The organism is Acidovorax temperans (genome assembly GCF_006716905.1).
GTDB lineage: Bacteria > Pseudomonadota > Gammaproteobacteria > Burkholderiales > Burkholderiaceae_C > Acidovorax > Acidovorax temperans.
Genome location: NZ_VFPV01000002.1, coordinates 553,713 through 577,189 on the forward strand (window position 1 = coordinate 553,713; position 23,477 = coordinate 577,189).

Consider the following 23,477-nt stretch of genomic DNA (forward strand, 5'->3'; position numbering starts at 1 on the left):
AGAAGTGATCAGAGAGCGGTTGCACGTTCGCGCTGCAGCTGCTGCGCGCGGGCACGGATGGCGGAGAGGGTTTCGCCGGGGGCGATGCCGTCGGCGTCGTAGCGGATCTCGACGAGGGCCGGCAGCCGTTCGCGTTCGGCAAAGGCGAGGGCGCGGGCGAAGGCGGCTTCGAAGTGCGCGTTGTCGCTCACCACCTCGCCGTGGCCCCGGTAGGCGCCGACCAGGTGGGCGAAGTCCGGGTTGTCGAAGGTCAACGCGATGGTGCGGCCGGGGAACTCGCGTTCCTGGTGGGCACGGATGGTGCCCCACATGCCGTTGTTGAACACCAGCACCACGATGCCCAGGCGGTACTGCATGGCCACGCCCAGCTCCTGCAGGTTCATCTGGAAGCAGCCGTCGCCGGCGTAGCAGACCACCGGGCGCTGCGGGTCTTCCAGCTTGGCGGCGATGGCCGCCGGCAGGCCGTAGCCCATGCTGCCCACCGTGGGCGCGAGCGAGCTGCCAATGCCCTTGAACTGGCGGTAGCGGTGTGGGTAGAGCGCGTAGTTGCCGGCGCCCACTGTGATGCAGGCATCGGCCGGCAACACGGTGTTCACGTGGCAGGCGGCCTGGTCCAGGCTCATGGCGCTGGGCGAGGGCAGGGGTGCCAGCGTGGCGCGGTAGGCGGCGTTGGCGGCGCGGGTGTGGGCGCTCCAGACGGGCGCACGCGTGGGTTGCAGGCTGGCCAGGGCATGGGCCATGCCGGCGTTGCTGGCACAAATGGCTTGCGCGGGCTGGAACACGCGGCCCAGCTCGCTGGGGTCGGCGTGCACGTGGATGAGCTGTTGGCGCGGGCGCGGGCTTTCGACCACGCTGTAGCCCTCGGTGGTGGCCTCGCCCAGGCGCGCCCCCAGGGTCAGCAGCAGGTCGGCGTTGCGCACGCGCTGGCGCAGGTCGTCGTGCATGCCCCAGCCCACGTGGCCGGCAAAGTTGGGGTGCCGCTGGTCGAAGCATTCCAGCCGCCGCCACGACACGCCCACCGGCAGGTCAAAGCGTTCGGCAAAAACCTGCACCTGGGCCAGGGCCTCGGCCGTCCAGCCGCTGCCACCCACCAGCAGGAAGGGGTTGCTGGCGGCTTCGAGGCGTTCGCGCAGTGCCTCCAGATCGGCCGCGCCAGGCCGCGTCAGCACGCGGGTGTAGCGCGGCAGGTCGGGCACCTGGGCCGTGCCCCAGAGCGTGTCTTCGGGCAGGGCCAGCACCACCGGGCCAGGCCGCCCGCTGGTGGCCACGCTGAAGGCGCGGGCGATGTACTCGGGAATGCGGTCGGTGCGGTCGATCTGCGCCACCCACTTGGCCATCTGGCCAAACATGCGGCGGTAGTCGATTTCCTGGAAGGCTTCGCGTTCGTAGAAGTCGTTGCCCACCTGGCCCACGAACAGGATCATGGGGGTGGAGTCCTGGAAGGCGGTGTGCACGCCGATGCTGGCGTTGGTGGCGCCGGGGCCGCGGGTGACGAAACAGATGCCGGGCTCGCCGGTGAGCTTGCCGTGCGCCTCGGCCATGTAGGCGGCGCCGCTTTCCTGGCGGCAGACCACGGCCTGGATGGCGTCCTGGTGTTCGTTGAGCGCGTCGATGCAGGGCAGGTAGCTTTCGCCGGGCACCAGGAAAACGCGGCGCGCGCCGTGGTGGCGCAGCTGCTGGACGAGGATCTGACCGCCGTTGCGTGCGGCCGGGAGGGTTTGGCTTGGGGACATGTGGAAGATGGCTTCAGGCAAGGGCAACGCTGGCGCCGACGGGGCTCCAGTGTTTGCCGGGGATGGCGGCGATGAGGCGCTGCGTGTATTCGTTCTGCGGGCGGTCAAACACTTCGGCGGGTGTGCCGTGTTCGACGATGCGGCCCTTGTGCATGACGACGATCTGGTGGCAGACCTGGGCCGCCACGCGCAGGTCGTGGGTGATGAAGATCATGGCCAGGTTCAGGCGCTGCTGGATGTCTTGCAGGAGCTGGAGCACCTGGGCCTGCACCGAGACGTCGAGTGCCGACACCGACTCGTCGGCCACCAGCAGTTGGGGCTCCAGCGCCAGGGCGCGGGCGATACCGATGCGCTGGCGCTGGCCACCTGAAAAGGCGTTGGGGTAGCGGTCGAAGGCGGACTCGTCCAGCTCCACCAGGCGCAGCAGTTCGCGTGCCTTGCGCTCGGCCTCGGCGTAGGGCACGCCGTTGGCCACCGGGCCGTCGGTGATGCTGCGGCCCACGGTGTGGCGCGGGTTGAGCGAGGCGAACGGGTCCTGGAAAATCATCTGCAACTGCTGGCGCATGGGCCGGAACTGCGCTTGCGTCAGCGGGGCGATGTCGGTGCCGTTGAAGATGAGTTCACCACCGTCGATATCGGTCAGGCGGAGCAGGCATTTGCCAATGGTGGACTTGCCCGAACCCGACTCACCGACGATCCCCAGGGTCTGGCCCCGGCGCACCTGGAAGCTCACACCGTCCACCGCGTGGACCACGCGCTTGCGCACGAACAGGCCCCGCTCGGTGACGTAGGTCTTGAGCAGGTCTTTCACCTCCAGCACCACGGGGTCGGTATTGGCTTCTTCGGCGGCGAGGTTTCCGTCGCGGTGTGGCACGGCGGCGATGAGGCGCTGGGTGTAGGGGTGTTGCGGGCGGTTGAGCACCTGCTCGGCTGTGCCCTGTTCTACCAGCACGCCTTTTTCCATCACCGCCACGCGGTCGGCGATGTCGGCTACCACGCCGAAGTCGTGGGTGATGAACATCACGCCCATGCCCATGCTGGCCTGGATGCGCTTGATCAGCGACAGGATTTGCGCCTGGGTGGTCACGTCCAGCGCCGTGGTGGGCTCGTCGGCGATCAGGATGGCCGGCTCGAGCGCCAGCGCCATGGCGATCATCACGCGCTGGCGCTGGCCGCCCGAAAGGCGGAAGGGGTAGGCATGCTGGAGCGTGGACGGGTCGGGCAGGCCCACGAAATGCAGCAGCTCCAGCACGCGCTGCTGGCGCGCCGGACCGGGGTAGGCGCCGTGCACGGCGAGCACCTCGGCGATCTGGTCGCCTACGCGCATCAGCGGGTTGAGGGCCGACATGGGTTCCTGGAACACCATGCCGATGTCTTTGCCGCGCAGTGCCAGCAACTCATCTTCGCGCAGCTGCAGCAGGTCGCGCCCCTTGAACAGGATGCGCCCGGCCTGTGGCTTGAGGTAGCTGGGCAGCAGGCCCATGATGGCGTTGGCGCTGATGGACTTGCCCGAGCCGGACTCGCCCACGATGCACAGGATTTCGCCGGCGCGCAGGTCGAAGGACAGGTCCTTGACGGCGTGCGCGCGGTCACCCCCGGTGGGCAGGGCCACGGTCAGCTGCTCGATGCGCAGCAAGGGGGTGTCGGTGGCGGTTGGGGACGGAGAGCTGGTCATGGTTCATTCCCCCCGCTTGCGCAGTTGTGGGTTCATGGCGTCGTTTAAGCCTTCACCGATGAGGTTGATGGCCAACACGGTGAGCAGGATGGCGATGCCGGGCAACACGCTCATCAGCGGTGCTTCGCGCAGCATGGTGCGCGCGGCGCCGATCATGAAACCCCAGCTCATGAGGTTGCGGTCGCCCAGGCCCAGGAAGGACAACGAGGACTCGGTGAGGATGGCGGTGGCGATCATCAGCGAGGCCGTCACGATGATGGGCGACATGGCGTTGGGCAGGATTTGCGTGAAGATGATGCGCGCCGGCTTCTGGCCGATGACGATGGCCGCCTGCACGAATTCGCGCTGCTTGAGCGAGAGGAACTCGCTGCGCACCAGGCGTGCCACGGGCGGCCACGAGACGATGGCGATGGCGCCCACGATGGAGTAGATGGACGGCGTGAAGATGGCCACCAGCACCACGGCCATGGCGAGCTGCGGGATGGTTTGGAAGAACTCGGTGAAGCGCATCAGCAGGTCGTCGGTGCGTCCGCCGTAAAAGCCGGCCAGGGCGCCGATGAGGATGCCGAAGACCACCGCCACCAGCGTGGACACCACACCCACCAGCAGCGACACGCGCGCGCCGTAGGCCAGGCCGGCGCCGAGGTCGCGGCCCAGCATGTCGGTGCCCAGCGGGTAGTCGGCGTTGCTCAGGGGTTTGAGCAGGGGCTCGGCCACCATGGACCAGGGCGACTCCTCGTACCAGACCGAGCACAACAAGGCCGTGAGGATCACCAGGCACAGGATGACCAGGCCCAACAGCGCGCCTTTGTTGGCGGCAAAACGGTGCATGAATTTTTTCATCTCAAGCTCCCAATTCGATGCGGGGATCGACCAGGCGGTAGACCAGGTCGGTGATGAGGTTGAACAGCACGACCATGGTGGAAGTCACCAGGAACACGCCCAGCAACAGCTGGTAGTCACGTTGCATGAGTGCGTCGAACATGAGGCGGCCGATGCCGGGCCAGCCGAAGACGGTTTCAGCTAGCACCGCGCCGCCGGCCATCTGGCCGAGCTGGATCCCGGCGAAGGTGACCACCGGCAGCATGGCGTTGCGCATGACGTGGCGACGGATCACCTGGCCGGCAGGCACGCCTTTGGCGCGCGCGGTCTTGATGAAGTCCATGCCCATCACTTCCAACATCGACGCTCGTGCCAGGCGGGCGTACACGGCCATGAAGAAGCAGCCGAGCGACACCACGGGCAGCACCAGGTGAGCGCTGATGTCGGCGATGCGGTCCCAGCCAGTGAGGCCGGCGCCCACGCTTTCCATGCCAAAGGCCGGCAACCAGCCCAGGGTGACGGAGAACAGGATGACCATCAGCAGCGACAACCAGAACAGGGGTGTGGCGTAGAAGATCAGCGAGACGGACATGATCAGGCTGTCCAGCCAGGTGTGGCGGTTGGTGTAGCGGCTGCGCGCGGCGAACACACCCAGCAAACCACCCACCAGAAGCGAGAAAATGAAGGCCAGTGCCATCAGCAGCAGCGTGGCGGGCAGGCGCTCGGCGATGAGGTCGAGCACGGGCAGGTTGTTGCGGTAGGAAAAGCCCAGGTCCAGCTGGAGGATGCCTTTGACGTAGAGCCACAACTGTATCCACAGCGGCTGGTCAAAGCCGAACTGCTGGCGCAGTTGTTCCAGGTAGGCGGGGTCGGACGAAGCCGCCTCGCCCGCCATGATGGCCGCGGGGTCGCCTGGGGCCAGGCGGATGAGCAGAAAGTTGAAGACCACCACGCCCAGGATGACGAAGAAGGCCTTGCCCAGTCTGGCAATGAGGAAAGAGATCAGTTTCACGTTACAGCGCCTCGGTGTGCAAGGCGCAGCTTGACCCGGGCCGCGCGCGCAACGCGCGGCCGGGAGCTGCGATCGGGAGAGGGGGCCCGCGCGTGGCGGGCCGTCGGGGGCTTACTTCTTCTCGATGTAGACGTCGTCGAAGGTCTCGTTCAGGCCGATGCCGGTCTTCACCAGGTTCTTCACGTTCTTGGGATAGAAGGTGGCGTATTCGATTTCGAACAGCACTCCGTTGGCCACTTCGTTCATCAGAATGGTCTGCACTTCGGTGTACAGCTTCTGGCGAAGTTCGGGCGTGCGTGCGGCGGCCGCTGTGGCGAACAACTCATCGACCTTCTGGTTCTTGTAGCCCTGGTTGTTGACGAAGGGCGAACCTTTGATCGAGTTGGTCGACAGGAAGTGGCGAGCCACACCCAGTGCCGGGTCACCGTACTGGTAGGTGAAGTTGAAGGTGATGTCGAAGTCGAACTCGCCAGAGCGTTTGGCCCAGCCACCGGCATCGGCCGGATCGATCTGCACCTTGAAGCCGATCTGTTCCAGGCTCTGTTTGGTGTACTCGGCCAGTCGTTCCCAGGCCGAACCGTAGGGGAAGGACAGCAGCTTGACCGGCGTGGCGCCGACGTTGACGCCCGATTCCTGGATCAGCGCGCGGGCCTTCTTCAGGTCGTAGGCGTACTGCGGCAGGTTTTTCTCGTGGTACAGCGTGGTCGAGGCAATGGGGCTGGTGGCGATCTTGCCCATGCCGAAGAAGATGTTGTCCACGATGAACTTGCGGTTGATCGCGTGCATCACCGCCTGGCGCACCTTCACGTTGTCGAACGGGGGCTTGCGCTGGTTCATGCTCATGAAGGCCAACGGCGCGTACATCTCCCAGCCCTTGGTCGTCATCTCGACGTTGGGCAGGGCGCGCAGGCGCTTGACGTCCACGTTGTCCACGTCGCCGCCTCGCAGCAGTTGCACGTCGCCCTTTTCAAAGGCCACGGAACGCGAGGCCGCATCGGGGATGACGCGGAAAACGATCTCGTCCAGATAGGGCTGACCCTTCTTCCAGTAGTCGGGGTTGCGGGTCAGCACGATGTGTGAACCTTTTTTCCATTCCTTGAACTTGAAGGGACCGGTGCCGATGGGCGTCTGGTTCGCTGGGTTGGTGCGGTAGTCGGTGCCGTCGTAGATGTGCTTGGGCACCATGGGCATGTTGTCCACCACGAAGAGGCTCATGAAGGGCGAGAAGGCCTCCTTGAGCTTGAACTCAACGGTGTGCTCGTTGACCGCCGTGATGGTGTCCATGTATTTGTTGATCACCAGCCGGCCACGTGGGTGGGTCTCACGCAGGAATTTGTCCACGCTGAAGACCACGTCTGCGGCGGTGAAAGGCTTGCCGTCGTGCCACTTAACACCGCGCTGCAGTTCGAAGGTGTAGGTCAGGCCATCGGCCGAGGTTTTCCACGACTTGGCCAGCGACGGTTGGGGTGTGAGTTTGGCGTCGTAGGTCAGGAGACTTTGGTAGATCTTGCCGGCCACGTACTGCGTGGGGGCTTGCTGGTTCAGGCCCAGCATCAGGATGGGCGGCTCGGGCTGGACGATGGCCGTGAGCGTGCCACCTTGTGTCTGGGCCAATGCGGCCGCCGAGCCGAACAGCGCGGCGGTGACGGCTAGCACGGCACCGGCTTTTCGAAATGTGGATAGGGCCATGGTGTGTTTCATCGGGTTCTCCGGGAGGTTGAAGAAGACAGGCGCGAGGCCGAGAGGGGGATGGGGCAGGGGCGCCGACGTGCCGGGGGCGCGCAGGCGTGTTTCACATGTTTTTGTCCTCGCTGGCGTCCAGGCCGAGGCGGCTGCTGATGCCCAGGAGGTGGTCGCGCATGGCGCGCCGCGCCGCTGCGGGCTGGCGCTTTTTCAGTGCGCGCAACAGGGGGAGGTGTTCGTTGTGGGCCACCTCCCACACCTCGCCGTACACGAAGTGCTGGTTGAGTTTGTTGAAGATGGCGCTGTTTTCGCTCAGGGTCCACAGGTGCTGCACGGTGGAGGCCAGGGCGACGTTGCCGCAGGCTTCGGCGATCAGCAGATGCAGGCGGTCGTTGTGCTTGGACGGCTGCTCGGAGCCTGGCAAGGCCAAGGTGGCTTCTTCCATGGCCTGGAGCTGCGCGTCGGTGGCGTGTCGCGCAGCGAGTTCGGCGCAGTGGGGCTCCACCAGCAGGCGGGCCTGCAGCAGGTCGGCGGCGCCCACGTCCAGCAACAGTGGCGCGCCGGGCGCATTGTTTTCATTGAGGCGGAGCCTTGACTCCGGACCGGTGACGTAAACACCACTGCCTACCCGCACGTCTACCCAGCCTTCGATTTCCAACGCAATCAAGGCTTCGCGCACGGAAGGGCGGCTGACCTGCAGCATCTCCGCCAGCTCGCGCTCCGCAGGCAGGCGCTCGCCGGACCGGTAGCTGCCGCCGCGGATCTTGTCCTTGATCTGGTTGGCAATCACCCGATAGAGGCGTGCAACGCTGACGGGCTGGAAAGTGGTCATGGAGGGGCTCGCGAAGTTAAGTAGCCTGGTGGCCAAGTGGTAAGGCCAAGTTAGTCAAAAAAACGGAAATGGGCATCAGGGTAACTACCATGGTGATGGCTCAAGCGAAATTTGTGCCACATCGATCTGGTTCGAGATGCTTCCTGCAAGTGTTTAATTTGTATAGCGATTTGCCTCGGTGTCCATGTGTCCGGCTGCCCGCCCTGTGCCTGGGTGCACCAGAAAAGCGGGCTTGCACGGCCGTGGTGCATGGCGGGTCTCGTCGCCGGTGGTGCTGTCCATGCAACAACAGCACGACCAGCGCGCTTGGAGCGCCTTGGTCGTGCTCAGGCTGGTTCTCAGCGCAGCACATCCCCCACGCAGAGGTACTTGATCTCGACATAGTCGTCCATGCCATGATGCGAGCCCTCGCGGCCCAGGCCGGACTGCTTGACACCGCCGAAAGGCACGTGCTCGGTGGCGAGGATGCCCACATTGATGCCCACCATGCCGTACTCCAGCGCCTCGGCCACGCGATAGATGCGCCCGATGTCGCGGCTGTAGAAGTAGCTCGCCAGGCCAAACTCGGTGTTGTTGGCCGCCTCAATCGCTTCCTGCTCGGTGGTGAACTTGAAGATGGGTGCGAAGGGGCCAAAGGTTTCCTCGCGGGCGCACAGCATGTCGGCCGTCGCATCGGCCACCACGGTGGGCTCGAAGAACTGGCCTTCCAAGCGTTTGCCCCCGGCCACCACCCGCCCGCCCTTGGACAGTGCGTCGTCCACGTGGCGCTGCACCTTCACCAGTGCGGCTTCCTCGATCAGCGGGCCCTGGTTCACCCCGTCCTCAAAGCCGTTGCCCACCTTGGCGGTCTTCACCTTGGCCGCGAACTTCTCCACGAACTGGTCGTACACCCCTTCCTGCACATAGAAGCGGTTGGAGCACACGCAGGTCTGGCCCGCGTTGCGGTACTTGCTGGCAAAGGCGCCTTCCACCGCGCTGTCGATGTCGGCGTCGTTGAAGACGATGAAAGGCGCGTTGCCGCCAAGTTCGAGCGACATCTTCTTCACCGTGGGCGCGCACTGCGCCATCAGGATGCGGCCCACTTCGGTGGAGCCGGTGAAGGAGAGGTGGCGCACGGTGTCGCTGGCGCACAGCACCTTGCCCACGGCGATGGAGTTGTCCGCATCCGAGGTGACGATGTTGAGCACCCCGGCGGGGATGCCCGCACGCAGGGCCAGCTCGCCAGCGGCAAGCGCCGTCAGCGGCGTCAGCTCGGCCGGCTTGATGACCACCGGGCAGCCCGCAGCCAAAGCCGGGGCCACCTTGCGGGTGATCATGGCCAGGGGAAAGTTCCAGGGCGTGATGGCCGCACACACGCCGATGGGCTGCTTGAGCACCATCAGACGGCGGTTGTTGTCGAACTGGGGCAGGGTTTCGCCGTTGACGCGCTTGGCTTCCTCGGCAAACCACTCCACGAACGAAGCGCCGTAGGCCACTTCGCCCTTGGCCTCGGGCAGGGGTTTGCCCTGCTCGGCGGTCATGATGGTGCCCAGGTCGTCCTGGTGGGCCATCAGCAGGTCGTACCACTTGCGCAGGATGGTGCTGCGTTCCTTGGCGGTCTTGTTCTTCCAACCGGCCCAGGCGGCGTCTGCGGCGGCAATGGCCGCTTCGGCCTCGGCCGGGCCGAGATTGGCCACGTCGGCGAGCTTCAAACCGGTGGCGGGGTCGAGCACGTCAAAGCGGCTGCTGCCGGTCACCCACTGGCCGTTGATCAGCGCGTCGGTCTTGAGCAGGCTGGGGTCCTGCAACAGGTCCAGCGGCGAACTTGTTTTCATGTCCATGGTGTTCAGGCGGTGATGGTTTCAGCGGTGGCGGCGCGCAGGGCTTCGTGCAGGGTGGCCAGGGCGGCGCTGAACTGCGCGTCGGGGATGGTCAGCGGGTAGAGGAAACGGATCACGTTGCCGTAGGTGCCGCAGGTCAGCAGCAGCAGGCCACGGGCAAGGGCTTCCTTCTGCACGCGTGCGGCCAGCGTTGCGCTGGGTTCGCGGCTTGCGGGGTCGGCGAATTCCACCGCCACCATGGAGCCCAGGCCACGCACGTCGCTGATGGCGGGGCAGCTGTCGCGCCATTCGTTCAGAGCGCCCTGCAGTTGGGCGCCCAGGCGCACCGAGCGCTCCAGCAGGCCTTCGCTGTCGATCACGTCCATCACCGCGTGGGCTGCGGCCACGGCCAACGGGTTGCCGGCGTAGGTGCCGCCCAGGCCACCGGGGGCGGGTGCGTCCATCACTTCGGCGCGGCCACACACGGCCGACAGCGGCATGCCACCGGCCAGGCTCTTGGCCATGGTGATGATGTCAGCGCGCACGCTGTGGTACTCCATGGCAAACAGCTTGCCGGTGCGGCCAAAGCCGGTCTGCACCTCGTCGGCGATGAGCAGGATGCCGTGGCGGTCGCAGACCGCGCGCAGGCCTTCCATCAGCGAGGCGGGCGCGATGTTGAAGCCACCTTCGCCCTGCACTGGCTCCAGGATGATGGCCGCCACGCGGCTGGCCTCGATGTCGCACTTGAACAGCTGCTCCAGCGCGTGCAGGCTGTCGTCCACCGTGATGCCGTGGACCGCGTTCGGGAAGGGCAGGTGGTAGACCTCGCCCGGGAAGGGGCCGAAACCGATTTTGTAGGGAGCGACCTTGCCGGTCAGGGCCATGCCCATCATGGTGCGGCCGTGGAAGGCGCCGCCAAAGGCGATCACGCCCGAGCGGCCGGTGTGGCGGCGCGCGATCTTGATGGCGTTTTCCACTGCCTCGGCGCCGGTGGTGAAAAAGGCCGTTTTGGCCGGGCCTGCGATGGGTGCGCGTGCGTTGATGCGCTCGGCAAGCGACACCACGCTTTCATAGGGAACGATCTGATAAGCGGTGTGGGTGAAGCGGTCGAGCTGGGCGCGGATGGCGGCCAGCACGGCGGGGTGGCGGTGGCCGGTGTTGAGCACCGCGATGCCGGCGGCAAAGTCGGTGAAGGCGCGGCCTTCCACGTCCCACAGGGTGGCGTTCTCGGCGCGGTCGGCGTAGAAGTCACACATCACGCCCACGCCACGGGGGGCGGCGGCTTGGCGGCGCTGGTCGATCTGCTGGTTGGTCTGGCTCATGGTCGTGCAAGGGAAAAGGTGGAACAAGACCTTCATTACAGCGTCGAATGGTTCTAAACTAAAGAGCCACATTCACTAATTTCATAGAACCAATTGCAATCACTTGTGGGAGACCTGCTGCTGCAGCGCCTGGCCGTGGCCCGCGCGGCCGCCACGCAACGCCAGCCCACCAGCCGGCTGCTGTGCGCCTGCCTGCGCGAGGCCATCCTGGACGGCACGCTGCCCGCCCACACCCGGCTGCCGCCCACGCGCGATCTGGCGGGCGAGCTGGGCGTCTCGCGCAACACCGTGCTCTACGCCTACGACCAACTGGCGGCCGAAGGCTGCCTGGTGTCGCGCACCGGCAGTGGCAGTTTTGTGGCCGACCTGTCGGCCGACCGCTTCATCGCCACGCCGCCGGCGGTGGGTACCCGCGCGCCGTCGCCCGCGCCCGCCCCGCTGCCATCGGGTGTTTCCGCGCGCGGCGAGGCCTTGCTGGGCCGGGTGTCGGCCACCGACGTGCAGTGGGGCGCCTTCCTGCCCGGCGTGCCCGACGTCACCGAATTCCCGCAGCAGCGTTTTGCGCAGATCACCGCCCAGTGCGCGCGGCGTGGCCCGCCCGCGCTGCGCAGCTACGCCACCGCCGGGGGCCACCCGGCGCTGCAGCGCAGCCTGGCGCAGTACCTGCGGCAGGTGCGCTCGGTGCAGTGCGAGCCAGAGCAAATCCTCATCACCGAGGGCGTTCACCAGGCGGTGGACCTGCTCTCGCGCATGCTGGCCGATGCCGGTGACATCGCCTGGGTGGAAGACCCGGGCTACTGGGGCACGCGCAACATCTTGCGCATGAACGGATTGCAGGTGGACGCCATCGCGGTGGACGCCGATGGCATGCAGGTGGTGGAGCCCGTGCCGGGCCGCGAGCCCAAGCTGGCCTTCGTCACGCCCTCGCACCAGTACCCGCTGGGGCCCATCATGGCCCTGTCGCGCCGCCTGGCCCTGCTGGAGGCCGCGCGCCGCCACGGCTTCTGGGTGGTGGAGGACGACTACGACAGCGAATTCCGTTTCGCTGGCCAGCCCATTCCCTCGCTCCAAGGCCTCATGCCCGACGCGCCGGTGATCTACGTGGGCACCTTCAGCAAGACGCTGTACCCGGGCCTGCGCACCGCCTACATGGTGCTGCCGCCGGCGCTGGTCGATCGCATTGGCGCGGCGCAGATGGAGCTGTACCGGGGCGGCCACCTGCTCACGCAGGCGGCCCTGGCTGAGTTCATCGACAGTGGTCACTATGCAGCGCACATCCGCCGGATGCGGCTGATCTACGGCCACCGCCGAGCCTACTTGGTGGAGTTGATCACGCAACATCTTGGTGCCGAATGGATGCATCCGTTCGATAGCAACGCGGGGTTGCACCTGGTCATGTCGCTGCCTGATGGCCTCAACGATGTGCTGGTGAGCCATCGTGCTCGTGAAGCCGGTGTGTTGGTGCGGCCTCTGTCGCGTTATTACGAAGCAGAAGTTCAGCGACAGGGCTTGCTGATGGGATTTGCCGCAGTGCCAATAGAGGCCATGCAGGCGCCCTTCCAGTCGCTGGTCAGTTGCATCGCTGGAGAACTGCGGGAGCCAGACCTCAGCCCCGTTGTCGGCCCAGTGCGTGCGACGGGTCCATGTAGAGCTGCCTGAAATAGTTGCGAAATGCCAGCATGGCCGGCGTGAATTCAGCGCCGCTGCGCCAGGCCAGGCCCAGGGCCATGCTGGGGACCGTGCCCTTGAGGACGATGGTCTCGATGCGCTTGCCTTCCAGCGACCATGGGCGGTAGACCATGTCCGACAAGATGGCAACTCCCTGCCCGTTGGCGACCATGCTGCGCACCGCCTCAACCGATGAGGTTCGCAGCCGGATCCGAGGTTGGTGCTCAGTCCGCCCCCAGTAGCGCATCGCTGAATAGGCTGCCTCGTCCACCGTGAGCATGATGTAGGGTTCGCCGGCCACGTCTGCCAAAGTGACCTCGGGCTTGTCAAGGAGCAGGTGTTTGGCACGGACCCACAGCCGCCGCTGTGAACCAAAGAACGTTTCGCAGGCAATTTCCCCGTTGGTCACGTTGCCAGTCAGCAGCACACCGAGGTCGTGACGCCCTGTCACAAGCCCATCTTCGATCGCTTCGCGCTGGAGTTCCTGTAACTTGATCTCGATGTCCGGATAACGCTCCGAGAAACGTTGCAAGTGGTTGGGCAGGAAGTAGCCCAGCACGGTGTAGGTGGCAGCAATGCTCAAGAGGCCCGAGATCGCGATCCCTTGGGGCGGTGGGCGCATGGCCTCTTCGGCTGCCGACAGCACGGTGTAGGCATGGCTCAAAAAGTGGCGTCCGGCAGGCGTGAGTTCCACGCCGCTGACGCTGCGGTCGAACAAGGACTGCCCGAACATTTCCTCCAGGTCCTTGATCGCGGTGGTGACTGCCGATTGGGAGATGTGAAGCTGCACGGCAGCCTCGGACACCTTACCCAATTCCGCAGCGGCCACGAAGTACTTGAGTTGGCGCAACGTGAGCATGTGGCGGTTTTTGATGTTTGGCCTTGACACAAATGCGTGCGCCAAGAATAAAGATTTCAGATCGCAGCACCGTTTTATTTGGAAAAACAGAGCGAAAAAATCAGGGTATACCCCAATGCCAGTCAGTTAAGCCCGCAGGCGGCTTGATCCAGTAAAAAGGGGACGTGTTCAACACGTTCCCTTTTTTGCTTGATGAGCCTGCTTGCAAACGCCTTGCGCCAGACCCTGCCCCGAGTACCTGATCGCCTCGAGCAGCTCAGCGCGTTGATAGACCCTGCCTGGATCGCGCAGGCGCTGGGGACCAGCGGCAAGGCCTCCATCCGCCGGCGCAAGCTGCCTGCCGAACATGCCGTGTGGCTTGTGATCGGTTTGGCGCTGTTTCGCGACCGGCCACTGTGGCAGGTGGTGCAGCAGCTGGATTTGAGTCTGGATGGACAAGCGTTGCCCGCACCGAGTGTCAGCGTGCAAGCCCGCCAGCGCCTGGGCGAGGAGCCTCTGGCCGAGCTATTCGCTCTACTGACCCAAGCCTGGAGCCGTCCTGCGGTGAATGTGCGCCAGCCACTGCGCGTGCTGGCTGTGGATGGTGTGGTCTGGTCGGCGCCGGACACCCCTGAGAATCGAGTCGAACTGGGCAGCTGCAGCAACCAGCATGGCCTCTCGCCCTGGCCGCAGATCCGCGCCACTTGCCTGATGGACACACACAGCCACGAAATGCTTGATGCCAAGCTCGGCGCCATGGACTGCGGCGAATTGAGCCTGGCAGCGCAGTTGCGCGGCGAGGATCACTCCGTGACCCTGTTTGACCGAGCGTACTTCTCGGCAGCGTTCCTGTTGGACTGGCAGGCTGCGGGTACGCAGCGCCACTGGTTGATGCGCGCGCGGGACAATCTGCGCCATGAGATCGTCCAGCAACTGGCGTGCGGCGATGCGCTGATCCGCATGCCGGTGTCCCCACAAGCGCGCAAGGCACACCCGCATCTGCCCAGCCACTGGCAGGCACGCCTGATCGAGGTGAGCGTGGGTGGACGGCTGCGCCGCTTCATCACATCCTTGCTGTGTCCCCGCACGCATCCGGCGCAGGAGCTGGCCGAGCTCTACCACCAGCGCTGGGAGATCGAGTTGGGGTTCCGGGAGATCAAGCAGACCCTGCAGGAGGGTGAGCCGGTGCTGCGCAGCAAGCAGCCCGCGCTGGTGCGCCAGGAGCTGTGGGGCGTGCTGATCGCCTACACGCTGCTGCGCCGCTGGATGCGCGAGATGGCAGCGCACGTCCAGGTCGAGCCCCAGCGCATCAGCTTCCACACAGCCAGCTACGCCATCGTGAACTTGCTGGCGGTCCCCAGCCTAGACTCTGCGGGCACCTTGCCTAAACAGTTGGCAGCCCTGCTGGCGCAATCGCGACACTTCGTGCTGCCGCCACGCCGCACTGGGCGCCGCTTCCCAAGGGTCGTCAAAAAACGCGCTTCCAAATTCCCAACGAAAAAATGCCAGTCAGCTCTTAACTGACTGGCATTGGGGTATACCCGATAGTTTTCAAGATTCTCAGTTAACCAATCTAAAAAAGAGATATTAATAGATGAAAAATTAGCTCTTTTTGAATGTTTGGTGTTCGCTGAAGATCGCGTCCAACACGGACCAAGTAGGCGCATCGAATGAAAACTTGTATCGATTTGAACTGCGACATGGGCGAGGGCTTTGGCCCCTGGCGTATCGGCGACGGGGTCGATGAGCAGCTCATGCCGCTGATCTCCTCCGCCAACGTGGCCACCGGGTTCCATGCGGGAGACCCCAACCTCATGCGACGCATGGTGGATTTGGCGAAGACCTGTGGCGTGGGCGTCGGCGCCCACCCAGGTTTTCACGATCTGATGGGTTTCGGGCGACGCCACATCAACGCGTCCGCCGAAGAACTGCTCAATGATGTGATCTACCAAGTGGGTGCATTGCGAGAGTTCACCCGCTTGGCCGGTGTGCCGCTGCAGCATGTCAAGCCGCACGGGGCACTCTACATGCACGTGGCCCGCGACGAGGTCTTGTCGCGTGCCCTGCTGCAAGCCATACACCAAATCGACCCGAACATGCCTGTCTACTGCATGGCGGTGTCGGTCACACACCGCGTAGCGAAAGAAATCGGCCACCCGGTCGTACGTGAGTTTTATGCCGATCGGGACTACGACCAAAGTGGCTCGATCGTCTTCACGCGCAGGGTGGGTGCGCTGGACCCCCAGGCCGTGGCCGACAAAGTGGTGCGCGCCTGTACGCATGGCCTGGTCCGTACCGTGGAAGGCGGCGAGATCGCCATCGAATTCGACTCGGTTTGCATCCACAGCGATACCCCCGGTGCGCTGCCCATCATGCAGGCCACCCGACAGTCACTCGCAGCCCATGGCATTCGAGTCGTGAGCTTGGCAGACGCGCTTGGTCCTGTGGCCATGTGACGGTTCCGAGGCGCCATTACCTACACCCATCAGGAGATATCCATGAGCATGCACGAACTCTTTTCCCCTTTGCCTGGCACTTTTTATCGGCGAGCTGAACCCGGCGCACCCTGCTTCAAAGAGGTGGGCGCCACCGTGGCCGAGGGTGAAGTCATTGGTCTGATCGAGGTCATGAAACAGTACACGGAAGTCATCGCCGACGCCGCAGGCGTCGTCGCCGACTTCCTGGTGGAGGACGGCGATATGGTCGAGCCTGGGCAAGTGTTGGTTCGAATCCAGCAGGGCTGAGGGTACGCAACGTGAGCACATTCCAAGGAAAAACGCTGCTGGTTGCCAACCGCGGAGAAATTGCGGTGCGCATCGTCCGTGCTGCCCGGGAGTTGGGGCTGCGAACCGTGGTGGTGTACAGCGACGCCGACGCCCAGAGTCTTGCCGTCCAGATGGCTGACGCCGCCGAGCACATCGGCCCCAGCCCGGCGGGCAAGAGCTACCTCAACATGACCGCCGTGCTCGAGGCGGCGCAACGTTGTGGCGCACATGCCGTGCACCCTGGCTATGGCTTCTTGTCTGAGAACGCCATGTTCGCGGCCGCAATCGAGCAGGCCGGTCTGATTTTTGTCGGGCCCTCGGCTGAGGCCATACGCACCATGGGCGACAAGGCGGCGGCCCGCGCTGCGGCTGCAAAGGCAGGTGTACCCACCGTGCCCGGCAGCGAGGGCACCCTCGAATCTGTCGAAGAGGCTCTCCGATTGGCCGACACCATTGGCTACCCGGTGATGATCAAGGCCGCTGCAGGAGGGGGCGGACGTGGCATCCGCGTGGCCCAGAACCCGCAGGAGTTGTCTCAGCAGATGGTGACCGCCCAGGCCGAAGCCAAGGCGGCGTTTGGCAATGGCGCGGTGTACTTGGAGCGGTTCATACGGCGCGCCCGCCATGTTGAAGTCCAGATTCTGGGCGACGGACAACAGGTCATCCATTGTTTCGAGCGCGAGTGTTCGTTGCAGCGCCGACGTCAAAAAGTCTGGGAAGAGGCGCCCTCCCAGGCGTTGTCGGCGGCACAACGCCAGGCCTTGTGCGAGTCGGCGGTTCGGCTTGCAAAGGCGGTGTCCTACCGCGGCGCAGGCACGCTGGAGTACCTGTTCGACGACGAAACGGGCGAGTTCTTCTTCATCGAAATGAACACGCGCATCCAGGTTGAGCACCCGGTGACAGAAATGGTCACCGGAGTCGACCTGGTCAAAGAGATGATCCGCGTGTCTTTTGGGGCGCCGCTTCGGTTGAAGCAAGCGGACATCGTCCTGCGCGGCGCGGCGATCGAAGTGCGTATCAATGCCGAAGATCCGGCACGCAACTTTGCCCCCTGCCCAGCCACACTGGGTGAACTGCGGGTACCGGGTGGTATGGGCGTTCGCTTCGACACCATGCTGTACAGCGGCTACCGCATACCACCGTTCTACGACTCGCTGCTCGGCAAGTTGATCGTGCATGACACCGACCGCGACGGTGCATTGGCTCGCCTCGACCGTGCCCTGCAAGAGCTGCGCACCGAGGGGCTCACGACCACCGCCACGCTGCACCGGCGACTGGTGCAGGACAAAAGCGTCCGCGCGGCCGCGTTCCACACAGGCTTTCTTGAGCAGTGGCTCGAACAGAACCCTCTTTGACCCGAGTCCCAATCAGGAGCAACGATGCGAGAACTACCCAAAGCCCGCTATACGTTCGGGGGTGATGAACATGTGTTTGTCGAGGTGGCTGAGAGCATGTCTCTGCCAGCCTTCTTCAAGGGCATGGCCATCACCTCCGAGCTCAGTCGCCGCAAGGTGCCGGGCATCACGGAAATCTGTCCTGCCAATGCGGCCTATCTGGTGCGATTCGACCCCGACGTGATCGCTCCCAACGATGTCCAGCGCCTGCTGGTCGACATCGAGGAGAGCATGGACGGCACCTCCCTGGAGCTGAACACGCGCATCATTGAGATACCCGTGCTGTATCAGGATCCCTGGACACATGAAACCTTGATGCGCTTCCGTGAGCGCCACCAGGACCCCAACGGCACTGATATCGGGTATGCGGCTCGCATCAACGGACACGACACCGTAGACGCCTTCATCGCAGCGCATTCGGGCTCGCCCTGGTTTGTGTCCATGGTGGGGTTTGTTGCTGGTCTGCCCTTCTTGTTTCAGATGGTTGAGCGCGAGCGGCAGATTGAGGTACCGAAGTACCTGCGTCCGCGAACCGACACGCCGCGGCTCACGGTCGGTCATGGCGGATGTTTCAGCTGCATCTACTCGGTCCGTGGCGCAGGCGGCTACCAGATGTTTGGCGTCACACCCGTGCCCATCTTCGATCCCTTGCAGCGCCTGCCCCACCTGCAAGACGGCATGTGCTTGTTCCGGCCAGGTGACATTGTCAAGTACACGCCGATCGACCGCGCTGGCTACGACGAGGCATGCCGTCAAGCCGATGCGGGCACGCTCAAGCTCAAAGAGCGACCAGTCACGTTCTCGCTGGACGCCTTCTTGGCAGATCCCGGCGGCTACAACGCAAGCCTTCTGGCGCAACTCAACGGTTGAGGTTAGCTATGAGCATTTCAGTGATTTCTCCTGGTTTGGCGACCACCGTGCAAGACCTGGGACGCCCCGGGCACTACCACCTCGGCATCCCCCTCTCCGGCGCGTTGGACCAGTACGCCCATTGGGTGGCCAACCTTCTGGTGGGCAATGCCGAGGACTTGGCTACGTTGGAATTCACGCTGCTGGCGCCCGAGTTGGAATTCCAGGACGACACCCACTTCGCCGTCGCAGGCGCACAGTTGGACATTCGTCTCAACGGTGAGCTCGTTGATTCCCACACCTGTCACCACGCCAAAGCGGGTGACCGACTCAAATTTGGTTTCATGAAGGTCGGCGCGCGCGCCTATCTTGCGGTCGCAGGTGGTATCGATGTGCCGGTCGTCCTTGGCAGCCGCGCCACCTACGCGCTGGGTGCGTTTGGCGGATACCAGGGCCGCAAGCTGTGCGCCAACGATGTTTTGCCTGTTGGAACACCCGGCTCGCGACCGGTGGTGGGGCGCTCGCTGGCGGAGCCAGATCGCGTCGAAGCAGCCAAGGCGCAGGAACTGAGGGTGTTGCCAGGGCTGTATTTCCACCGTCTGCAGGAGGTGTCTGTGCAGAGCTTTTTTGCAGACACCTGGAGCGTCGCGCCGGAAGCCGACCGCATTGGCTACCGCTACAAGCACGGCACCAAGCTGGAGTTCGTGCCACGCGAACAGCCCTTTGGCGCCGGCTCGGACCCTTCCAACATCGTCGATGCAGGATACCCCTACGGCTCCATCCAGGTGCCCAGCGGCACCGAGCCCATCATCCTGCACCGAGACGCTGTCTCGGGTGGCGGCTACGCAATGATCGGTTGTGTCATCAGCGCCGACATGGATCGCATCGCCCAGATGCAACCCGGCAACAAGGCCCGCTTTCGCACGGTGACCATGGAGGAGGCGCTGCAAGCACGTGCCGCCTACCGAGATCGTCTTCAGGCCGTGCGCCAGCGCCTGGCGCCATAAGCCTCGCCTTTTTTCACCGTTTTCCCACTGCATCGCCAACCCAACCCTATCAGGAGAGTCTATGAAGCGCATCACCTCTCACCGTTTTGCCATGGCCGCTGTGGCATTGGCCACCGCACTGGCTGCACAGGCCGCTCAGGCTCAATGGTTCCCGTACCAGGCTGAGGTCACTGAGCCCGCTTTCTCGGCCACCGGCACTCGCAAGCCGATTGACTACACGCCGCTGCCGAAGGCAAGCAAAAAATGGCGCATCTGCGTGTCCGTCCCGCACATGAAGGATGCCTACTGGCTGGGTGTGAACTACGGCGTGGCCGAAGAGGCCAAACGGTTGGGCGTGGAGATGCAACTGGTTGAAGCCGGCGGCTACACCAACCTCAGCAAGCAAATTTCTCAGATCGAAGACTGCGTCGCACGTGGTGCGCAGGCGGTGGTCATTGGTGCCATCTCGGGCGACGGTCTCGACAACGTCATCAAGAGCGTTGCGGCCAAGAATGTGCCGGTCATCGATGTGGTCAACGGCATCAACTCGCCCGACATCTCGGCCAAATCGCTGGTGTCCTTCTACACCATGGGCCAGGCATCGGGCGAGTACCTGGCGCAGAAGCATCCCGCCGGCAGCCCTGCGGTCAAGGTGGGCTGGTTTCCGGGGCCAGCAGGCGCGGCCTGGGTGGAGGCTGCGCACAAGGGCTTCATGGAAGCGGTCAAGGGCAGCGCTGTGCAAGTGCTGGAGCCCAAGTTCGGTGACACCGGCAAGGAAGTCCAAGCCAAAATGGTGGAAGACGTTCTTCAAGGCAACCCGGACGTGGCCTACATCGCCGGTACCGCCGTCACCGCAGAGGCTGCGGTCGGTATTGTTCGCGCACGCCAGCTCGACAAGAAGGTCAAACTGCTGTCGTTTTACATGACGCCGGGTGTTTACGACGGCATCCAGCGTGGCCGCATCCTGGCTGCACCGGCCGACTCCATGGTGATTCAGGGTCGCATCGCGATCGACCAAGCGGTGCGCCTGCTGGAAGGCAAGGACGTCACGCGCCATGTGGGCCCCAAGATCTTTGTGGTTGACAGCGCCAACATCAAGTCCGTAAAGCAGGACAACATCCTGCCCCCCAACGCCTTCAAACCCGTGTTCAACGTCAAGTGACGACTGTTTCTCGTGGCGCTACGGCGCCACGCGATCCATCTACCATGCCCCTTCTCCAGACCACTGATCTCACCAAAATTTACCCAGGCGTTCGCGCCCTGGACGGTGTCGACTTCGAGCTGGCTCGTGGCGAAGTCCATGTGTTGTTCGGAGAAAACGGCGCCGGCAAGTCGACGTTGATCTCCATATTGGCGGGTGCCAACACACCATCCAGTGGTGCCGTTCGACTTGAAGACCAAGCGATACAGCTTCGTTCGGTCAGAGACGGACGTGCCCACGGCATTTGTGCCGTCTTCCAAGAGTTCTCACTGGTTCCCACCCTGACGGTGGGCGAGAACCTCTTTCTCGGTGATGAACCAACCCGTTTCGGCTGGCTTGACAGCGCCAGTGTCCACCGCCAGGCCAGGGTTTTGCTCGACTCGCTCGGTTTCCAGATCAACGAACACCGCAAAGTCTCATCGCTTGCCCGCTCTGAACAGCAAATGGTCGAAATTGCCAAAGGCCTCCGAACACGGCCCAAGGTGCTGATACTGGATGAGCCCACGGCTTCGCTCACCGAGCGGGAAACCGAACAGCTGTTCGACGTGGTGCGCAGATTGCGCAAAGACGGTGTGGGCGTTATCTACATTTCGCATCGGATGCAAGAGATCGACCTGATCGCTGATCGCATCACGGTGCTGCGCGACGGCAAGTGCATCGGCACAGTCAAAGCTGGCGAGGTTTCCCACGACGCGCTGATTGAAATGATGACGGGTCGGGACGTCCAGCAGCTGTATCCGGACATCACGTCCTCCCCAGGCGATACCGTGATCGAGCTGCAAAACGTGAGTACGGTCGGCGGTGTTCGCAACGCCAACATCACGGTGCGCAAGGGCGAGGTGTTGGGTATCGCTGGCTTGGTGGGCTCAGGCAAATCCGAACTGATGCGCGCCGTCTATGGCCTGGAACAGGTGACCCAAGGCCACATTCGATTTGGTGGCCAGCTCACCACCCATGCGTCGCCAGCGGCGATGCTCAAGGCCGGGATGTTTTACTTGCCACCCGACCGCAAGTCCGAAGGTCTGGTGCTGGGGTTCGAGTCGAATGCCAACATCGTGTTGGACAGCCGCGACCGCAAGCACCGCAGCCGATGGGGGTTGCTCAATCTGCGCCGCCGTCTCGGGCTGGCGGAGCAGGCCTCCAAGCGCGTTGAATTGGCGCCACGCAACATGACACGCGCCGTCGGCTTGCTGTCTGGCGGCAACCAGCAAAAGGTCATGTTCGCCAAGGGCCTGGTGCAGGATGCGATGGTCTACGTTTTCGACGAACCCACCGTGGGTGTCGATGTCGGGACGCGGGCCTCCCTTTACCGTTTGATCAAGAGCCTTTGCGAAAGTGGCGCGGCAGTGGTTGTCATTTCGTCAGACCTCCCTGAAGTGCTTCATCTTGCCCACCGCGCCTACGTCATGTGCGCTGGTCGAGTGACCGGTGAACTCACCGGCGACGCGATTTGCGAATCCAAGGTGCTGGGTCTTTTCTTCCAACGTCATTGATATCCACCATGCGCTCCACACCCGACCTCCAGTCAGCCACCCCACAAGGTGAGACAAAGGCACCCCGGCAGTCCTGGTGGCTCAGGCTGTTCCTGCGGCTGGGCGTTCTGCCTTTTTTGCTCGCTGCGGCAGTCGCCATATTCGCCCTGCAGTCGCCACAGTTTCTGACTGCAGACAACCTGTTCAACCTGTTGCGGCAGTCTGTCTACCTGATCCTGGTGTCACTTGGCCAGATGTTGGCGCTGGCAACGGGGGGATTCGACCTCTCAGTAGGCACAGTCATCGCATTGACCTCGGTCGTTTCGGCGACAGTGATGACAAGTCTTGGGCCTGAAAGCACCGCCATTGTTTCCATTGTCTTAGGTTGTGGTGCCGGTCTGATGGCCGGGCTACTGCTTGGCCTGTGCAACGGCTTGGGTGTTGCGGTGGCTGGTGTTTCGCCCTTCATCATGACGCTGGGTGTGCAGTCGATAGGGTTGGGTATCGCCCTGGCATTGACTGGCGGTGTTCCAGTGTCGGGTTTGCCCCCCATGTTTTCCGAAACCTTAGGTTTTGGTGTGGTGCTCGGCCTACCGATGCCTGTCTGGGTAGTGATAGCCATCTTCGTGCTCATGATGGTGCTGATGAACCGTACAGCGACCGGGATTCACCTGTTAGCGGTAGGTGGAAACAGCAAAGCAGCCAACCTGTCTGGCATATCTATTCGACGTACGTATCTGCTGGCCTACGTCTTGTGTGCACTTTTGGCGTCCGTAGCCGGTCTGCTGCTGACCGCTCGGGTCGATTCTGGGGAAGCCAACCTGGGGGCAAGCATCGCGTTGGAGTCAATTGCTGCCTGTGTAATCGCTGGCGTAAGCCTGCGTGGGGGTGTGGCGCGTGTTGAGAATGTCGTGTTGGGCGCCATCTTTATCGGCTTAGTCCAGAACGGCATGAACCTGACCAACGTCGGGTCTTACATGCAGATGGTGGTGCTAGGTGTGCTGCTAATTGTGGCTGTCGTGGCCGATCAAGTGCGACATAGATTGATGCGTGCCGACCAGTAACGCTGGTTGGGCTTGGCTGTTGACGCCGACCGAAATTTGACCATCTGAAGGCGGATGGTCAATTTTGAATCGGCGCCAACACGCTGTGTCTTGAGTTGAGCGTCACACTGGTACGCGCCTTGGGATATTGCCCGCATTGCGCCACGGTTAACATCCGACTACGTTTATGACACAGTAAGATTAGACAATCTCTTCCATCGTTTCAGCAGGTTCCAAGGCAGATGCAGCAGCCTGCTTTGGCGTATGCGCGCGTTCGAGGTGGAGTTGGCTTATGGCGCCAGTAGCTCCTCAACCTGTGCGGCCATTGGTAGCGGAGCCACGGCGCCGTGACCCTGTACCGCCAGTGCGGCGGCTGCATTAGG

General features: G+C 63.6%; 19 protein-coding genes. 10 read left to right on the top strand and 9 right to left on the bottom strand.

The window, feature by feature from the left end:
- Positions 1-8: 8 nt before the first annotated feature.
- The 8 genes from BDD18_RS10775 to BDD18_RS10810 all read right to left on the bottom strand — a co-directional run bounded on the left by BDD18_RS10775 (position 9) and on the right by BDD18_RS10810 (position 10,878).
- The gene (locus BDD18_RS10775) at positions 9-1,733 is read right to left on the bottom strand and encodes a thiamine pyrophosphate-binding protein (protein WP_142083166.1); all 1,725 of its coding nucleotides are present in this window, start codon (positions 1,731-1,733) and stop codon (positions 9-11) included.
- A gap of 13 nt (positions 1,734-1,746) precedes the next feature.
- Entirely contained in the window at positions 1,747-3,408 is a 1,662-nt protein-coding gene (locus BDD18_RS10780; protein ID WP_142083167.1) for an ABC transporter ATP-binding protein, read from the bottom strand.
- 3 nt (positions 3,409-3,411) lie between these two features.
- Positions 3,412-4,251: an ABC transporter permease gene (locus BDD18_RS10785; protein ID WP_142083169.1), complete on the bottom strand. Its 840-nt coding sequence runs from the start codon at positions 4,249-4,251 to the stop codon at positions 3,412-3,414.
- A gap of 1 nt (position 4,252) precedes the next feature.
- Entirely contained in the window at positions 4,253-5,242 is a 990-nt protein-coding gene (locus BDD18_RS10790; RefSeq protein ID WP_142083170.1) for an ABC transporter permease, read from the bottom strand.
- Positions 5,243-5,353: 111 nt separating this feature from the next.
- On the bottom strand, positions 5,354-6,943 hold the full coding sequence (locus BDD18_RS10795) for an ABC transporter substrate-binding protein (RefSeq protein ID WP_142083172.1): 1,590 nt from the start codon (positions 6,941-6,943) through the stop codon (positions 5,354-5,356).
- Positions 6,944-7,034: 91 nt separating this feature from the next.
- Positions 7,035-7,757 (bottom strand): FadR/GntR family transcriptional regulator, encoded by a 723-nt coding sequence (locus tag BDD18_RS10800; protein ID WP_142083174.1) that lies wholly within the window; start codon positions 7,755-7,757, stop codon positions 7,035-7,037.
- Between the two features lie 338 nt (positions 7,758-8,095).
- A complete protein-coding gene (locus BDD18_RS10805; RefSeq protein ID WP_142083176.1) occupies positions 8,096-9,577 on the bottom strand; it encodes an NAD-dependent succinate-semialdehyde dehydrogenase in 1,482 nt (493 codons plus the stop codon).
- 5 nt (positions 9,578-9,582) lie between these two features.
- Positions 9,583-10,878: a 4-aminobutyrate--2-oxoglutarate transaminase gene (locus BDD18_RS10810; protein WP_142083177.1), complete on the bottom strand. Its 1,296-nt coding sequence runs from the start codon at positions 10,876-10,878 to the stop codon at positions 9,583-9,585.
- Positions 10,879-10,971: 93 nt separating this feature from the next.
- Here BDD18_RS10810 and pdxR point away from each other — a divergent pair, with 93 nt between their 5' ends.
- Entirely contained in the window at positions 10,972-12,537 is a 1,566-nt protein-coding gene (pdxR, locus tag BDD18_RS10815) for a MocR-like pyridoxine biosynthesis transcription factor PdxR (RefSeq protein ID WP_142083179.1), read from the top strand.
- Here the strand turns inward: pdxR and BDD18_RS10820 are convergent.
- Positions 12,485-13,405, bottom strand: coding sequence for a LysR family transcriptional regulator (locus BDD18_RS10820; RefSeq protein WP_142083181.1), 921 nt, complete (start codon positions 13,403-13,405; stop codon positions 12,485-12,487). The two genes, pdxR and BDD18_RS10820, sit on opposite strands and share 53 nt — an antisense overlap.
- Positions 13,406-13,597: 192 nt before the next feature.
- Between BDD18_RS10820 and BDD18_RS10825 the strand changes: the two genes are divergently transcribed.
- From BDD18_RS10825 to BDD18_RS10865, 9 genes are all read left to right on the top strand, one after another.
- Positions 13,598-14,908 (top strand): IS4 family transposase, encoded by a 1,311-nt coding sequence (locus BDD18_RS10825; protein ID WP_142083183.1) that lies wholly within the window; start codon positions 13,598-13,600, stop codon positions 14,906-14,908.
- A gap of 146 nt (positions 14,909-15,054) precedes the next feature.
- Entirely contained in the window at positions 15,055-15,840 is a 786-nt protein-coding gene (locus BDD18_RS10830; protein WP_142083185.1) for a 5-oxoprolinase subunit PxpA, read from the top strand.
- A gap of 42 nt (positions 15,841-15,882) precedes the next feature.
- Positions 15,883-16,128 (top strand): acetyl-CoA carboxylase, encoded by a 246-nt coding sequence (locus tag BDD18_RS10835; protein WP_142083187.1) that lies wholly within the window; start codon positions 15,883-15,885, stop codon positions 16,126-16,128.
- A gap of 11 nt (positions 16,129-16,139) precedes the next feature.
- Positions 16,140-17,504, top strand: coding sequence for an acetyl-CoA carboxylase biotin carboxylase subunit (locus BDD18_RS10840; RefSeq protein WP_142083189.1), 1,365 nt, complete (start codon positions 16,140-16,142; stop codon positions 17,502-17,504).
- A gap of 24 nt (positions 17,505-17,528) precedes the next feature.
- Complete coding sequence (locus tag BDD18_RS10845; protein ID WP_142083190.1) at positions 17,529-18,413, top strand: 5-oxoprolinase subunit B family protein; 885 nt, start codon at positions 17,529-17,531, stop codon at positions 18,411-18,413.
- An 8-nt stretch (positions 18,414-18,421) separates the two neighbouring features.
- Positions 18,422-19,399, top strand: coding sequence for a 5-oxoprolinase subunit C family protein (locus tag BDD18_RS10850; protein ID WP_142083192.1), 978 nt, complete (start codon positions 18,422-18,424; stop codon positions 19,397-19,399).
- Positions 19,400-19,460: 61 nt separating this feature from the next.
- Complete coding sequence (gene torT / locus BDD18_RS10855) at positions 19,461-20,540, top strand: TMAO reductase system periplasmic protein TorT (protein WP_142083194.1); 1,080 nt, start codon at positions 19,461-19,463, stop codon at positions 20,538-20,540.
- A 44-nt stretch (positions 20,541-20,584) separates the two neighbouring features.
- Entirely contained in the window at positions 20,585-22,072 is a 1,488-nt protein-coding gene (locus BDD18_RS10860; protein ID WP_142083196.1) for a sugar ABC transporter ATP-binding protein, read from the top strand.
- Positions 22,073-22,080: 8 nt separating this feature from the next.
- The gene (locus BDD18_RS10865) at positions 22,081-23,115 is read left to right on the top strand and encodes an ABC transporter permease (RefSeq protein ID WP_142083198.1); all 1,035 of its coding nucleotides are present in this window, start codon (positions 22,081-22,083) and stop codon (positions 23,113-23,115) included.
- The last annotated feature ends 362 nt before the right edge of the window (positions 23,116-23,477 follow it).

What these genes read in the sequence shown, in the direction of transcription:
- BDD18_RS10860 (WP_142083196.1), top strand. Translation starts at nt 20,585, where the DNA reads ATGCCCCTTCTCCAGACCACTGATCTCACCAAAATTTACCCAGGCGTT.
- torT (WP_142083194.1), top strand. Translation starts at nt 19,461, where the DNA reads ATGAAGCGCATCACCTCTCACCGTTTTGCCATGGCCGCTGTGGCATTG.
- BDD18_RS10785 (WP_142083169.1), bottom strand. Translation starts at nt 4,251, where the DNA reads ATGAAAAAATTCATGCACCGTTTTGCCGCCAACAAAGGCGCGCTGTTG.
- BDD18_RS10850 (WP_142083192.1), top strand. Translation starts at nt 18,422, where the DNA reads ATGAGCATTTCAGTGATTTCTCCTGGTTTGGCGACCACCGTGCAAGAC.
- BDD18_RS10775 (WP_142083166.1), bottom strand. Translation starts at nt 1,733, where the DNA reads ATGTCCCCAAGCCAAACCCTCCCGGCCGCACGCAACGGCGGTCAGATC.
- BDD18_RS10800 (WP_142083174.1), bottom strand. Translation starts at nt 7,757, where the DNA reads ATGACCACTTTCCAGCCCGTCAGCGTTGCACGCCTCTATCGGGTGATT.
- BDD18_RS10830 (WP_142083185.1), top strand. Translation starts at nt 15,055, where the DNA reads ATGAAAACTTGTATCGATTTGAACTGCGACATGGGCGAGGGCTTTGGC.
- BDD18_RS10865 (WP_142083198.1), top strand. Translation starts at nt 22,081, where the DNA reads ATGCGCTCCACACCCGACCTCCAGTCAGCCACCCCACAAGGTGAGACA.
- BDD18_RS10835 (WP_142083187.1), top strand. Translation starts at nt 15,883, where the DNA reads ATGAGCATGCACGAACTCTTTTCCCCTTTGCCTGGCACTTTTTATCGG.
- BDD18_RS10780 (WP_142083167.1), bottom strand. Translation starts at nt 3,408, where the DNA reads ATGACCAGCTCTCCGTCCCCAACCGCCACCGACACCCCCTTGCTGCGC.
- BDD18_RS10810 (WP_142083177.1), bottom strand. Translation starts at nt 10,878, where the DNA reads ATGAGCCAGACCAACCAGCAGATCGACCAGCGCCGCCAAGCCGCCGCC.
- BDD18_RS10825 (WP_142083183.1), top strand. Translation starts at nt 13,598, where the DNA reads ATGAGCCTGCTTGCAAACGCCTTGCGCCAGACCCTGCCCCGAGTACCT.
- BDD18_RS10795 (WP_142083172.1), bottom strand. Translation starts at nt 6,943, where the DNA reads ATGAAACACACCATGGCCCTATCCACATTTCGAAAAGCCGGTGCCGTG.
- BDD18_RS10805 (WP_142083176.1), bottom strand. Translation starts at nt 9,577, where the DNA reads ATGGACATGAAAACAAGTTCGCCGCTGGACCTGTTGCAGGACCCCAGC.
- BDD18_RS10845 (WP_142083190.1), top strand. Translation starts at nt 17,529, where the DNA reads ATGCGAGAACTACCCAAAGCCCGCTATACGTTCGGGGGTGATGAACAT.
- BDD18_RS10820 (WP_142083181.1), bottom strand. Translation starts at nt 13,405, where the DNA reads ATGCTCACGTTGCGCCAACTCAAGTACTTCGTGGCCGCTGCGGAATTG.